14 protein-coding genes are annotated in these 14,049 nt (G+C 61.6%); 2 read left to right on the top strand and 12 right to left on the bottom strand.

Annotation, left to right across the window (positions count from 1 at the left end; all coding sequences use genetic code 11):
* Positions 1-138: 138 nt before the first annotated feature.
* From lipA to ACW9HX_RS15320, 12 genes are all read right to left on the bottom strand, one after another.
* Positions 139-1,137, bottom strand: a complete 999-nt coding sequence (lipA, locus tag ACW9HX_RS15375) for a lipoyl synthase (RefSeq protein ID WP_160768663.1) — start codon at positions 1,135-1,137, stop codon at positions 139-141.
* Positions 1,138-1,162: 25 nt separating this feature from the next.
* Positions 1,163-1,810, bottom strand: coding sequence for a lipoyl(octanoyl) transferase LipB (gene lipB / locus ACW9HX_RS15370; RefSeq protein WP_457381283.1), 648 nt, complete (start codon positions 1,808-1,810; stop codon positions 1,163-1,165).
* Positions 1,810-2,085: a DUF493 domain-containing protein gene (locus ACW9HX_RS15365; protein ID WP_007958664.1), complete on the bottom strand. Its 276-nt coding sequence runs from the start codon at positions 2,083-2,085 to the stop codon at positions 1,810-1,812. The genes lipB and ACW9HX_RS15365 overlap by 1 nt, the downstream gene beginning before the upstream one ends.
* An 84-nt stretch (positions 2,086-2,169) precedes the next feature.
* Entirely contained in the window at positions 2,170-3,327 is a 1,158-nt protein-coding gene (locus ACW9HX_RS15360; RefSeq protein WP_457381282.1) for a D-alanyl-D-alanine carboxypeptidase family protein, read from the bottom strand.
* Positions 3,328-3,516: 189 nt separating this feature from the next.
* Positions 3,517-4,527 (bottom strand): septal ring lytic transglycosylase RlpA family protein, encoded by a 1,011-nt coding sequence (locus tag ACW9HX_RS15355; protein WP_457381281.1) that lies wholly within the window; start codon positions 4,525-4,527, stop codon positions 3,517-3,519.
* The gene (gene mltB / locus ACW9HX_RS15350) at positions 4,527-5,537 is read right to left on the bottom strand and encodes a lytic murein transglycosylase B (RefSeq protein ID WP_085712282.1); all 1,011 of its coding nucleotides are present in this window, start codon (positions 5,535-5,537) and stop codon (positions 4,527-4,529) included. Before mltB ends, ACW9HX_RS15355 begins: the two co-directional genes overlap by 1 nt.
* A gap of 17 nt (positions 5,538-5,554) precedes the next feature.
* A complete protein-coding gene (rodA, locus tag ACW9HX_RS15345; RefSeq protein ID WP_457381294.1) occupies positions 5,555-6,658 on the bottom strand; it encodes a rod shape-determining protein RodA in 1,104 nt (367 codons plus the stop codon).
* A gap of 31 nt (positions 6,659-6,689) precedes the next feature.
* Positions 6,690-8,585 carry a penicillin-binding protein 2 gene (gene mrdA, locus ACW9HX_RS15340; protein WP_457381280.1) on the bottom strand — a complete coding sequence of 632 codons (1,896 nt, stop codon included), beginning with the start codon at positions 8,583-8,585 and terminating at the stop codon, positions 6,690-6,692.
* Positions 8,586-8,595: 10 nt separating this feature from the next.
* A complete protein-coding gene (gene rlmH, locus ACW9HX_RS15335) occupies positions 8,596-9,063 on the bottom strand; it encodes a 23S rRNA (pseudouridine(1915)-N(3))-methyltransferase RlmH (protein WP_009051038.1) in 468 nt (155 codons plus the stop codon).
* A 10-nt stretch (positions 9,064-9,073) separates the two neighbouring features.
* Positions 9,074-9,568 carry a ribosome silencing factor gene (gene rsfS, locus ACW9HX_RS15330; RefSeq protein WP_008087903.1) on the bottom strand — a complete coding sequence of 165 codons (495 nt, stop codon included), beginning with the start codon at positions 9,566-9,568 and terminating at the stop codon, positions 9,074-9,076.
* A gap of 70 nt (positions 9,569-9,638) precedes the next feature.
* The gene (nadD, locus tag ACW9HX_RS15325; RefSeq protein ID WP_457381279.1) at positions 9,639-10,361 is read right to left on the bottom strand and encodes a nicotinate-nucleotide adenylyltransferase; all 723 of its coding nucleotides are present in this window, start codon (positions 10,359-10,361) and stop codon (positions 9,639-9,641) included.
* Positions 10,330-11,601, bottom strand: a complete 1,272-nt coding sequence (locus tag ACW9HX_RS15320; RefSeq protein ID WP_102620852.1) for a glutamate-5-semialdehyde dehydrogenase — start codon at positions 11,599-11,601, stop codon at positions 10,330-10,332. Before ACW9HX_RS15320 ends, nadD begins: the two co-directional genes overlap by 32 nt.
* Before the next feature lie 177 nt (positions 11,602-11,778).
* Here ACW9HX_RS15320 and ACW9HX_RS15315 point away from each other — a divergent pair, with 177 nt between their 5' ends.
* Both ACW9HX_RS15315 and ACW9HX_RS15310 read left to right on the top strand, forming a co-directional pair.
* Positions 11,779-12,474 (top strand): DNA-3-methyladenine glycosylase, encoded by a 696-nt coding sequence (locus ACW9HX_RS15315; RefSeq protein WP_457381278.1) that lies wholly within the window; start codon positions 11,779-11,781, stop codon positions 12,472-12,474.
* A 55-nt stretch (positions 12,475-12,529) separates the two neighbouring features.
* Positions 12,530-13,846, top strand: coding sequence for a bifunctional DedA family/phosphatase PAP2 family protein (locus tag ACW9HX_RS15310; RefSeq protein WP_457381277.1), 1,317 nt, complete (start codon positions 12,530-12,532; stop codon positions 13,844-13,846).
* The last annotated feature ends 203 nt before the right edge of the window (positions 13,847-14,049 follow it).

Genomic DNA, 14,049 nt, shown 5'->3' with positions numbered 1-14,049 from the left:
TAGTCAGGAACGGCGACAAACAGAAGAGGCTCCACCGCGCCGCAGGTTGCAGGAAAAATCAGTAACGAGTGTAGGCCGGGCAAAAAAATGCCCGCCGGGCGGTAAACCCCGGCGGGCATTTTCTCATTCAGCGCTGAATCAGGAACCGAGCAGCTCGGCCTTGACCAGTTTCGCCTGCTCGTCGGCGTGGTACGAAGAACGCACCAACGGGCCGGACGCGACGTTCTTGAAGCCCATCTTGTAACCTTCCTCGGCGAACCAGGCGAAGGTGTCCGGGTGCACGAAACGCTGCACCGGCAAGTGGCTGCGGGACGGTTGCAGGTACTGGCCAAGGGTCAGCATGTCGATGTCGTGTTCGCGCATGCGCTTCATGACTTCGATGACTTCTTCGTCAGTCTCGCCCAGACCCAGCATCAGACCGGACTTGGTCGGAATGTGCGGCATCATCTGCTTGAAGCGTTGCAGCAGGGTCAGCGACCACTGGTAGTCCGAACCCGGACGCGCAGCCTTGTACAGGCGCGGCACGGTTTCCAGGTTGTGGTTGAACACATCCGGCGGCTCGGCAGCAGTGATTTCCAGGGCGATGTCCATGCGGCCACGGTAGTCCGGGACCAGGGTCTCGAGCTGCACGTTCGGCGACAGCTTGCGGATTTCGCGGATGCAGTCGGCAAAGTGCTGGGCACCGCCGTCACGCAGGTCATCGCGGTCAACCGAGGTGATCACCACGTACTTGAGCTTCAGGTCGGCAATGGCGATGGCCAGGCTTTCCGGCTCGTTGACGTCCAGTGGTTTCGGACGGCCATGACCCACGTCGCAGAACGGGCAACGACGGGTGCAGATGTCACCCATGATCATGAAGGTCGCGGTGCCGCCGGAGAAGCACTCGCCCAGGTTCGGGCAGGACGCTTCTTCGCAGACGCTGTGCAGCTTGTGCTTGCGCAGCAGGCTCTTGATGCGGTCGACTTCCGGCGAAACCGGGATGCGCACGCGGATCCAGTCGGGTTTCTTCGGCAGTTCGGTGGTCGGAATGATCTTCACCGGGATGCGTGCAACCTTCTCGGCGCCGCGCAGCTTGACGCCCGCTTCAACCTTGGGACGCGGGGCCGGGCGCTCGGTCACGTCGAGCGTCGGGATCATGGTTTGCACTGCATCAGTAGTCATATCAGTCGATTCCGCCCGTCAGGGTCGTCTGCTCAGCATAGTCGAGGTGTTTGACGAGCTGCGCGCGCAGCCGGGCACTTACCTCGGCAAATTCAATCGATCCTGCGTGATCGCTCAGCTGGGTCATCGCCAGCCCGGCGTAGCCGCAGGGATTAATCCGTCGAAACGGTTCCAGGTCCATGTCCACGTTCAAGGCCAGCCCATGAAAGGAACAACCGTGGCGAATCCGCAAACCCAGAGAAGCGATTTTCGCTCCATCGACATAGACGCCGGGAGCATCTGGCTTGGCCACAGCGGTCACACCATAGCTGGCCAGCAGTTCGATCAGGCACCGCTCCATGCGCGTGACCAGGTCGCGTACGCCAAAACCCAGTTTTCGCACATCAAGCAGCAGGTACGCCACCAATTGGCCGGGGCCATGGTAGGTCACCTGCCCGCCACGGTCGACCTGCACCACCGGAATATCCCCCGGCAGCAGCAGGTGTTCGGCCTTGCCGGCCTGGCCCTGGGTGAACACCGGCGGGTGTTCGACGAGCCAGATTTCGTCGGCGGCATCACTGCCGCGTTCGTTGGTAAAGCGTTGCATGGCATGCCAGACCGGCTCGTAAGTCATCTGGCCAAGCTCGCGAAAGCCCAGCGTGCCGGACATCACAACACCATGTGCACGAATCCGGTCGCACGCAGTTCGCTGTTGATGTTGTACAGCTGATCCTGGTCGGTCGCGACAATGTGCAACTGAATGGTGGTGTACTTGCCGTTGCTGCTTTGACGCTCGTCCACACGCTCATCGTTGATCTTGGCGTGTTTCTTGACGATGTCGATGATCTTGTCTTTATTGCCGACGCCCGTGTCGCTGATCACCTTAACCGGATAATCAACCTGCGGAAATTCGATCTTTGGCGCCTTTACTTCGGTATCGGTCATGGCGTAACGGCCTCGTAAGCGTAAGCCCGGTAACGAACAAGGCCCCGCTCCGGACTGGAACGGGGCCATGCTGGTCAACTCAAATCAGTTGAACAAGCCGTAGAAGAATAGACGGATGCTATCCCACATGCGGCGGAAGATACCACCCTCCTCGACAGCGTCCAGGGCGATCAGGTTGGCGCTGTGCACTACCTTGTCGTCCAGTTTCACTTCGACTTTACCGATCACGTCGCCCTTGGCGATTGGCGCGGTCAGTTGCGGGTTCATGGTCATGCTGGCAGCGAGCTTCTTCAGCTGGCCTTTCGGCAGGGTCATGGTCAGGTCTTCAGCCAGGCCGGCCTTGACTTGATTGGTCGTGCCCTTCCACACCGGAGCCTGAGCCAGTTCGGTGCCCTTCTGATAGAAGGTCTGGGTTTCGAAGAAGCGGAAACCGTAGGTCAGCAGCTTCTGGGTCTCGGCGGCGCGAGCCACTTCGCTGTTGGTGCCGAACACCACGGCGATCAGGCGCATGCCGTCACGTACGGCCGAGGACACCATGCAGTAGCCGGCTTCGTCGGTGTGACCGGTTTTCAGACCGTCGACGGTCTTGTCGCGCCACAGCAGCAGGTTGCGGTTAGGTTGCTTGATGCCGTTCCAGAAGAACTCTTTCTGCGAGTAGATCGCGTAGTGAGCCGGGTCTTCGTGGATGATTGCGCGCGCCAGGATCGCCATGTCGTGAGCCGACGAGTAGTGCTCTGGGTTCGGCAGACCGGTCGGGTTCATGAAGTGAGTGTTGGTCATGCCCAGATCGGCGACGGTCTTGTTCATCAGGTCGGCGAAGGCATCTTCGCTGCCGGCGATGTGTTCAGCCACCGCGACGCTGGCGTCGTTGCCGGACTGGATGATGATGCCGTGCAGCAGGTCGCTGACAGTCACCTGCGAGCCGACCTTGATGAACATCCGCGAACCGCCGGTGCGCCAGGCGTTTTCGCTGACGGTCACCGGGTCGTTTTCACCGATCTGGCCGCGACGGATTTCCAGCGTGGCGATGTACGCGGTCATCAGTTTGGTCAGGCTGGCCGGTGGCAGACGCTGGTCACCGTTGTTCTCCACCAGCACGTTGCCGCTGTTGGCATCCATGAGCACGTAGGCTTTGGCGGCCAGTTGTGGTGGCGACGGCATCATCTCGGCCGCGAAGGCGGCTGGCGAGAGGAGCAGCGGGACTAGCAGACACAGGCGTTTGGCAAAGGTGGTGATGTTCATCCGTCTCTCGAAATCGCTAATGGAAACTGCCCTTGCGGGCAAAATTAATCAGATGGCTTTCTAACGGGCCATCGCGTGTTCAGTTGCTCACTCCAGTCACCCTTTGCCGGGCTTTTGTTCTTCGACGAGCCAACAACCTGGTTCACCCCCCAATCGCTGGCGAACCGTCAATCAAGTGCTACGTATTACTTACTCGGTGACCACGCTTGGCGAACCAAGGTTGGCCGAGCGCACGCTGTTCTGTACCTGGGCAATTTCACCCGGCGAACCGATCGGTCCCAGGCGTACCCGGTGCAGGGTCTGCTGATTGCGCACGATCGAGCTGATGAACACCGGAGCGCTCACCATCCCGCTGAGCTTCGACCTCAGGAGTTCTGCAGCGTCCGGGTTGGCGAACGCGCCCACCTGCAGATACTGGCCAGACGCTGGTGCAGAAGCGTTTTTTTTTGCGCCGATCTGTACAGGGACAGTGTCAGAGGCATGTTGCTGCGGCGGTGGCGTCCACTGCTCGATGGTACCGGCCGAAGCCGTGATCACCGGCGCAGTATTCTGCGCGACTTGCGGCTCGTTGAGCATCAAAGGCGCCGGACGGCCCTTGGCGGCCCACCATTGTTGCGGGTCGATGCCCTCGACCTTGACCCGCGCGGTGCCGATTTCGGCATAACCGAGCTTTTTGGCTGCGGCGTAGGACAAGTCGATGATCCGGTCCGAATAGAACGGGCCGCGGTCGTTGACTCGCAGGATCACGCTCTTGTTGTTGTCCAGGTTGGTCACCCGAACGTAACTTGGCAGCGGTAAGGTCTTGTGGGCGGCACTCATGCCATACAGGTCATAGACCTCGCCGTTGGCGGTGTTCTGACCGTGGAACTTGGTGCCGTACCAGGACGCGGTGCCCGAGGCGACGTAGGTCTTGGATTCCTGCAACGGGAAGTAGGTCTTGCCCAGCACGGTGTACGGGTTGGCCTTGTACGGACCGGTGTGCAGGGTCGGCGTGGCGTCCGGGATACGCGATACATCGACGTCCCACCACGGCGCGCCGTCCTTGTGGGCCCGGTTGATGTCCAGGCCCGGTTGAGCACGAACGGTATTGGAGGCGTATTTCTGAGTGGGCGCACGGCTGGTCGAGCAACTGGCGACCAGTACCGCCAACGCGGCGAATGCCACCAGCTTCAGGGGTTTTTTGATAGGCAATGCCTGCATTACTTGACGCCCCGTGCTTTTACCAGCTCTTCAGACAGTTGATGTACAGCCATGGCGTACATCACGCTGCGGTTATAACGCGTGATCGCGTAGAAATTCTTCAGGCCCATCCAGTATTCAGGACCATTGTCGCCTTCCAGGCGAAATGCAGTAACCGGCATATCATCGCGCAGCGCATCATGACTTGACCAGCCCAGCGCTCGCAACTCCCCGACGGTTTTCGTCGGTTCGATGCCAGTGGTCAAACCTTCATCCACCTGCTCGCCCCGAACATCGGCACGACTGACCACCGGCTCGCCGGCCACCCAGCCGTGACGCTTGAAATAGCTGGCGACGCTGCCGATCGCATCATCCGGGTTGTTCCAGATATTGATGTGGCCATCGCCGTCGAAATCCACCGCATAGGCGCGGAAACTGCTCGGCATGAACTGCGGCAGGCCCATCGCCCCGGCATAGGAACCCTTGAGGGTCAGCGGGTCGACCTGCTCTTCCCGAGCCAGCAGCAGGAACTCACGCAGCTCCTTGCGGAAAAATTCGGCACGGGGAGGATAGTCGAATCCGAGCGTGGACAAGGCATCGATCACCCGGTAATTACCGGTATTACGTCCGAAAAAGGTTTCAACGCCGATGATCGACACGATCACCTGGGCCGGAACGCCGTACTCCTGCTCGGCACGGGCCAGTACAGCCTCGTGCTGGCGCCAGAAGTCCACGCCACGGGCGATGCGCGCGTCGGTGATGAACATCGGCCGGTATTCTTTCCACTGTTTGACCCGTTCGGCGGGTTTGGAAATGGCGTCGAGGATCGCCTGTTTGCGCTGTGCCTCGCGGAAAACCGCCATCAATTGCTCACCGGCGAAACCGTAGTCGCGGGTCATTTCACCGACGAATTCGGCCACCTGGGGCGAGCCTTCGTAATCGCCGGCCAGCGCCTCCTGCGCGCTGCCAAGGATGCCTACCAGGCCGAGCCACGGTGCGTATCGTGTCGCCCAGTCACGCATTACTTGCATTGAACTCTTCACCTTATTCAAACCTGTGCGATCCATTTGCGATGCGTATGGATCGACATCAAAACCCCAAACGCTGACAGCAGTGTCACCAGCGAAGTTCCGCCGTAGCTAATGAACGGCAACGGCACCCCCACCACCGGCAACAGGCCACTGACCATACCGATGTTGACGAAAACATAAACAAAAAACGTCATGGTCAACGCGCCGGCGAGCAATTTGCCGAACAGCGTCTGGGCCTGGGCGGTAATCACCAGACCGCGACCGATCAGCAGCAGATAGATCAGCAACAGCGCGCAGATGCCCACCAGCCCGAACTCTTCGCCCAGCACCGCAATGATGAAGTCGGTGTGGCTTTCCGGCAGGAAGTCCAGGTGCGACTGGGTGCCCAGCAGCCAGCCCTTGCCGAACACGCCGCCGGAACCGATTGCGGCCTTCGACTGAATGATGTTCCAGCCGGTGCCCAGCGGATCGCTTTCCGGGTCGAGGAAGGTCAGGATCCGCTGCTTCTGGTAGTCGTGCATGATGAAGAACCACATGGCGATCGCCACGGGTACGGCGGCGGCCAGCACGCTGAGGATCCAGCGCCAGCGCAATCCGCCCATGAACAGCACGAACGCACCGCCGGCCAGAATCAGCAGCGACGTGCCCAGATCCGGCTGACGCACGATCAGAATGAACGGCACGCCGATCAACATCAGGCTGATCCCGACGTGCTTGAGCTGTGGTGGCAGCGTGCGTTTGGACAGGTACCAGGCGATGGTCGCCGGCATCAGGATCTTCATGAATTCCGACGGCTGGAAGCGGATCACCCCGGGAATGTTGATCCAGCGTGTCGCACCCATGGCGTTGTGGCCCATGATGTCCACCACCATCAGCAACACCACCCCGACCACATAGCCGAGCGGCACCCAACGGGCCATGAACCGTGGTTCGAACTGGGCGATGACGATCATCGACACCAGACCGATGCCGAACGACGTGGCCTGTTTGCCCAGCAGGTCCCAGCTCTTGCCGCTGGCCGAATACAGCACGAACAGGCTGCCGGCTGCGAGGATCAGCAGCAGAACCAGCAAAGGGCCATCGATATGCAGGCGTTGCAACAGCGTCGCCCGGCGACGCATCACATCCTCGCTTGAGAGCATGCGATCGAAATTATTCTTCACGGGCCGTAGCCTCCGCACTGATAGGGCTGGCGTATTCGGCCTTCAAGCGTCCGTCCTGATCCAGCAGCCAGGCATCCATCACCTGACGTACCACTGGCGCGGCGACGCCGGAGCCGGATTCACCGTTCTCGACCATCACCGACACCACGATCTTCGGGTTGTCGGCCGGTGCAAACCCGACGAACAAGGCGTGGTCGCGATGGCGCTCCTGCACTTTGGAGCGGTCGTATTTCTCGCCTTGCTTGATCGCGACCACCTGGGCCGTGCCCGACTTGCCGGCGATCCGGTATTGCGCGCCGATCGAAGCCTTGCGCGCCGTCCCCCGGGCACCGTGCATCACTTGCTGCATGCCGTGATTGACCTTGTTCCAGTCCGACGGATCGCGCAGGACGATGTCCGGCATCGGGTTTTCATCCTTCGGCTTCTCGCCCTCGATGGTCTTGGCCAGGTGCGGACGGTTCCACACACCCTTGTTGGCCACCAGCGCAGTGGCCTGGGCCAGTTGCAGCGGGGTCGATTGCATATAGCCCTGGCCGATCCCGAGAATCAGGGTCTCGCCCGGGAACCACGCCTGACGCCGGGTCGCGCGCTTCCACTCGCGGGACGGCATCAGGCCTGGGGATTCTTCGAACATGTCCAGCGAGACCTTCTGGCCGATGCCGAACTTGTTCATGTAGGCCGACAACCGGTCGATGCCGAGCTTGTGCGCCAGGTCATAGAAGTAGGTGTCGTTGGACCGCATGATCGCCGTGTCGAGGTCGACGAAGCCGTCCCCGGTGCGGTTCCAGTTGCGGTATTTGTGATCGTAGTTGGGCAGCATGTAGTAACCCGGGTCGAACACGCGGCTCGACGCCGTCACCACGCCCGCGTCCAGACCGGCAATCGCTACCGCCGGCTTGATCGTCGAACCCGGCGGGTACAGACCGCGCAGCACACGGTTGAACAGTGGCCGATCGATGGAATCGCGCAGCTCGGCGTACGCCTTGAAGCTGATGCCGGTAACGAACAGGTTCGGGTCGAAACTCGGCTGACTGACCATCGCCAGCACTTCGCCAGTGCTCGGGTCCAGCGCCACCACTGCGCCGCGTCGCCCGCCCAGTGCAGCTTCGGCGGCTTCCTGCAACTTGATGTCGAGGCTCAGTACGATGTCCTTGCCCGGCACCGGATCGGTACGCTTGAGCACGCGCAACACGCGGCCCCGAGCGTTGGTCTCGACCTCTTCGTAACCCACCTGGCCATGCAGTTCGGCTTCGTAGAAGCGCTCGATGCCGGTCTTGCCGATGTGGTGAGTGCCGCTGTAGTTGACCGGGTCGAGGGTTTTCAGCTCTTTCTCGTTGATCCGCCCCATGTAACCCACCGAGTGCGCAAAATGCGCACCTTGCGGATAGTGACGCACCAGTTGCGCGACCACTTCCACACCCGGCAGGCGGAACTGGTTCACCGCGATCCGGGCAATCTGCTCTTCGGTCAGCTCGAACAGGATTGGCACCGGCTCGAACGGCCGGCGTCCCTGACGCATGCGCTTCTCGAAGATCACCCGGTCTTCCGGCGTCAGCTCCAGCACTTCGACGATCACGTCGAGCACCTGCTGCCAGTCGCCGGAGCGCTCGCGGGTCATGCTCAGGCTGAAGCTCGGACGGTTGTCCGCCACTACCACGCCGTTACGGTCGTAGATCAGGCCGCGGGTCGGCGGGATCGGCTGGACATGCACCCGATTGTTTTCCGACAGGGTCGAGTGATACTCGTACTGGATGACCTGCAGGAAATACAGCCGGGCAATCAGCACGCAGATCAGCAACACCACCGCAATGGCCCCGAACACGACGCGGCTACGCACCAGGCGGGCGTCTTTTTCGTGGTCCTTGATGCGGATCGGCTGGGACATGAGGGCAGGATTACTTGTGGTAAGGGTGGCCGGACAACACGGTCCAGGCACGATACAACTGCTCGCCGATGAGGATGCGCACCAACGGGTGCGGCAGCGTCAACGGCGACAACGACCAGCGCTGATCCGCGCGTGCACAGACTTCCGGCGCCAGCCCTTCGGGGCCGCCGACCATGAAATTGACCGTGCGCGAGTCCAGCCGCCAACGGTCGAGTTCGACCGCCAGCTGCTCGGTGCTCCAGGGCTTGCCGTGCACTTCGAGGGTGACGATCCGCTCGTTCTGCCCGACCTTGGCCAGCATGGCTTCGCCTTCCTGACGGATGAAGCGCGCCACGTCGGCATTCTTGCCACGGGTATTGAGCGGTATTTCCACCAGTTCCAGCGCCAGCTCGGACGGAAGACGCTTGGCATATTCATGCCAGCCTTCTTCCACCCACTTGGGCATGCGTGAACCGACGGCGATCAGTCGCAGTCGCACAGCGCGTCCCTTACAGCTGGTCTTTGTTGAGCTTGGTGAAATGCTCGTGGGTGTTTTCCGGGCTGTGGTGCTTGGCGTCCGCCGCACGGCTTTGCTCGGCACCGGCCCACAGGCGTTCCAGGTCGTAGAACTGACGAGCCGAGGCGGTCATCATGTGCACGATCACCAGGTCCAGGTCCAGCAGCACCCAGTCGCTGTCGCCCTTGCCTTCTTCGCCCAGCGGCTTGGCGCCCTGCTTTTTCACTTCTTCGCGAACCTTGTCCAGCATCGCGTTGATCTGGCGGTTGGAAGTACCGGTGGCGATGATCATGTAGTCAGTGATGCTTTGCTTGTCGCGCACATCGATGATCTGGATGTCCTGGGCCTTGACGTCTTCCAGGGCAGCCACGGCAATCTTGACCAGCTCGTCGCCTTTCAGCGGCTCGTTGGTGTTGACCGGCTCTGGCAGCGGAGCGCTCTTGAACGTGCCTTTGCGCTTTACTTTGGTTTGGTCTTTGTCAGTCATATAAAACTCGTTTTGCTCATGTATTCGGCGTCTCGTCCCACGATGATCGTGTTACTCGAGCACGCCTTGTTCAGTTCGACGCACGATACAGACCGTGCGCATCGATGTAGGCCAGGACCGCGTCGGGCACCAGGAAACGTACCGACTTACCGCTGGCCAGCAGTTGACGGATCTGGGTGGCGGAAACCGCGAGCGGTGTCTGCCAGACGAATGCAATCTGTCCGCTCGGCCCTTTCAGGGCCAGCGGGTCGCTCACCGAACGCGCTGCCAACAGGTTGCGCAAGGCATCCGGCGGTTCGCTGTCGGCGTCCGGGCGCTGTAGCACCAGGATGTGGCAATGCTGGAGCAACTCTTCCCAGCGGTGCCAAGTGGGCAGGCCGCAAAATGCGTCCCAGCCCAGAAGCAGAAAAACCTGGGTCTCGGCGGCCATTTCGGCACGCAGCGACTCCAGGGTATCGATGGTCCAGGACGGTTTGTCCCGCTGCAATTCGCGGGCGTCCACCACCAGCGGCGGCACACCGGCCACCGCACATTCAACCATTGCCAGCCGATCCTGCGCCGACACCTGCGGAGTATCGCGATGCGGCGGCCGGGCGCTGGGCATCATGCGCAGCTCATCGAGCCCCAGCGCTTCGGCGACTTCCAGCGCGCCACGCAAATGGCCGACATGCACCGGATCGAACGTCCCGCCCAGTACGCCAATGCGCCGGGGGCGAGACTTCCTGCCGGATTTCGGCGTTTTCAGGTCGAGGTCGGACAAGTCAGACCGTCGCCTGGCCGCGCAACTGGCCATCACCGACCACGATGTACTTCTCGCAGGTCAGTCCTTCAAGGCCCACCGGGCCACGGGCGTGCAGCTTATCAGTAGAAATGCCGATCTCGGCACCCAATCCGTATTCGAATCCATCGGCGAAGCAGGTCGGGGTGTTGATCATTACCGACGCCGAGTCGACCTGAGCCACGAACTGGCGGGTGTCGGCAAGGTTTTCGCTGACGATCGAATCGGTGTGGTGGGAGCCGTAATGGTTGATATGTTCGATGGCCTGGTCCAGACCGTCGACCACACGGATCGACAGAATCGGCGCCAGATACTCGGTGCCCCAGTCTTCTTCGCTGGCCGGCACGGCATCGATGATCGCCCGGGTGCGCTCGCAACCACGCAGCTCGACGCCTTTTTCGCGGAACTGGGCAGCCATCGACGGCAGGAAATCCTTCGCAACACTTTGATCGACCAGCAAGGTCTCCATCGCGCCGCAGATGCCATAGCGATAGGTCTTGGCATTGAAGGCGATGCGCTGGGCTTTCGGCAGGTCGGCGTGTTCGCTGACATAGACGTGGCAAATGCCGTCCAGGTGCTTGATCACCGGCACCCGCGCGTCACGGCTGATGCGCTCGATCAGGCCACGGCCACCGCGCGGCACGATCACGTCCACGTACTCGGGCATGGTGATCAGGGCGCCAACAGCGGCACGGTCGGTGGTTTCCACCACTTGCACCACGGCGGCCGGCAGTTCGGCCTCGGCCAGACCGCGCTGGATGCAGGCGGCAATCGCGCGATTGGAATGAATCGCTTCGGAACCGCCGCGCAGGATGGTCGCGTTGCCGGACTTCAGGCACAGGCTCGCGGCGTCGATGGTCACGTTCGGACGGGACTCGTAGATGATCCCGATCACGCCCAGCGGCACGCGCATCTTGCCGACCTGAATGCCCGACGGACGGAAGCTCATGTCGCGGATCGCCCCGACCGGGTCCGGCAAGGCCGCCACCTGACGCAGACCGACGATCATCCCGTCGATACGCGCCGGGGTCAGTTCCAGACGTTCCAGCAGTGCAGGCTCCAGACCGTTGGCGCGACCGGCGGCCAGATCCTGTTCATTGGCTGCCGCAAGCTCGGCGCGGGCGGCGTCCAGGGCATTGGCGGCAGCCAGCAGGGCGCGGTTTTTCTGCGCGGTGCTGGCACGGCCGATGACCCGGGAAGCTTCGCGGGCGGCGCGACCCAATCGGGTCATATAGTCAAGAACGGACTCAGTCATGGTCTGCTGGGGTCTTGGCAAAGAGGAAAGCGGCAGATTATAGCTGTCGCGTCCCGGGACTAACAGCGGTGACAGGCGGATGGTCGAAATGGGCGGCGATTTGCCGATGTTCAGCCGTAATTAAGGCTCGGATTGTTATCATCACGACCTCTATCGCCTGGAGAATCACCGTTTGCCATGTCCAACCTGACCGTTCGCGCCCGTGCCGAGCGCCTGCCGATGGGCCTTCCGGACGCTTTTTTCGACCGTGACGCCCAGACGCTTGCCCGGGATCTGCTCGGCAAAGTCATCCGTCACCGGGTCGGCGACCTGTGGCTCAGTGCCCGCATCATCGAAACCGAAGCGTATTACTGCGAAGAAAAAGGCAGCCATGCCTCCCTCGGCTACACGGAAAAGCGTAAAGCTTTGTTTCTGGATGGCGGCCACATCTATATGTACTACGCCCGTGGCGGCGATTCGCTGAACTTCAGTGCGCAGGGGCCGGGCAATGCGGTGCTGATCAAATCGGCCTATCCGTGGGTCGATGAAATCAGCGGCCCGGCCAGTCTGGCGCAGATGCTGCTGAACAACCCCGACGCTCAGGGTCGCCCGCGACCGTCGCAAAAGCTCTGCGCCGGGCAGACCCTGCTGTGCAAGGCCCTGGGGCTGAAAGTACCGGTATGGGATGCCAAGCGTTTCGACCACGAGATACTGCTGGTGGAAGACACCGGCCCCGCGCCAGGCCAGATCATCCAGACCACCCGCCTGGGCATCCCCCATGGGCGTGACGAGCATTTGATGTATCGCTTCGTCGATGCAGCCTACGCCCAGTGGTGCACCCGGAACCCGCTGCGCCGGGGTCAGGTCGAAGGACGCGATTATTTTCTGCTGTGAACTTCCCCCTCTGCGGTACGCCGGCCAGGGAAATCAATGAAATGGAGTGTTTTGTATGAGCCCATGGCTCGATAGCGTGACCGGGTGGCTGGCCGCCAATCCGCAGTGGCTGGCTGCTGCGGTGTTCGTCGTGGCCTTTGTCGAGTGCCTGGCGATTGCGGGGATCATCGTTCCCGGCACGGTGTTGCTGTTCGCCGTGGCGGCACTTGCCGGCAGCGGTGCGCTGTCGCTGAGCGAGACGCTGTTGCTGGGTTTTATGGGCGGGATTCTCGGCGACCTGGTTTCGTATTTCCTCGGTCGGCACTTCCACCAGAACATCCGGCGCCTGCCGGGCCTGCGCCACCACCCGGAATGGATGGTGGGCGCGGAAACCTATTTCCAGCGCTACGGTATCGCCAGCCTGCTGGTCGGACGCTTCATCGGCCCGTTGCGCCCGATGCTGCCGATGGTCGCCGGGATGTGCGACATGCCCTTCCCGCGCTTCGCCGCCGTCAGCCTGCTGGCGGCTGCAGGCTGGAGCCTGGCCTACCTGCTGCCGGGCTGGGCCACCGGGGCGGCGATTCGTCAGCCACTGCCGGAGGGTTTCTGGCTGCAGGCCGGGATCGTTGCCGGCAGCATCGCGGTGATGGTCGGCCTGAGTGCCAACAGCAGCCTGCGCCGTCATCGCCGGGCAACGGCCTGGATCAGCAGCATGAGTTTGCTGATCCTGATCGGCCTGTTTGTCGGTTACCCCTATCTGACCGCACTCGATCAGGGCGTCATGACCCTCGTGCAGGAACACCGCAGCGCGGCGCTCGATGAAGTTGCGGTGGTCTTCACCCTGATTGGCGAGTTTCGCAACATGCTCGGGTTCAGCATTTTGCTGACGGGCCTGTTGCTGTTGTGCCGCCAGTGGCGTCAGGCGATTTTCGCCGGCGGCACCCTGCTCGTCACCGCGCTGGCCAATACCGGGACCAAGCTGTTTTTCGCCCGGGTACGCCCGGAAGTGCTGACCGACCCGCTGACCAGCTACAGCATGCCCAGCGGCCACGCATCCGGATCGTTCGCTCTGTTCCTGACCCTGGCGGTACTGGCCGGTCGCGGACAGCCACCCAGAATGCGCCTGACCTGGCTGCTGCTGGCGTGCATCCCCGCACTGGCGATTGCCATGTCCCGGGTATATCTGGGTGCTCACTGGCCGACAGATGTACTGGCTGGAGCCATGCTCGCCGCGTGCGTCTGTGCCGCGTGTCTATGGCTGAGCCAGCGCCAGAGCCCCCTTGAGCCGATGCCACAAAAGATCTGGTGGCTGGTGCTTCCATCCCTCATCGCACTGTTTGGCTTCTTTGTCCTGCGACACCTGCCACACACCCTGCTTCGATACGCCTATTGAGCCGCATTCGTCGCTTCACGGGTTCGCCTTCGGGACGAATCCGTGAGCGGCGATCGGTCCTGCTCCTGAACTCACTCGCTGCTTTTTCGACAAGAACCTTATAGCCGCACTTGCTCTAAACAAAAGCAAAAGACTTGTCAACGCGATAAAAACGACAACCAGAAATATAATTGGCAAAACAATAGGCCTGATCAAAAAAATCA

This window comes from Pseudomonas sp. SDO52101_S400 (assembly GCF_054071635.1).
This window is presented reverse-complemented; position numbering and strand designations above follow the sequence as displayed.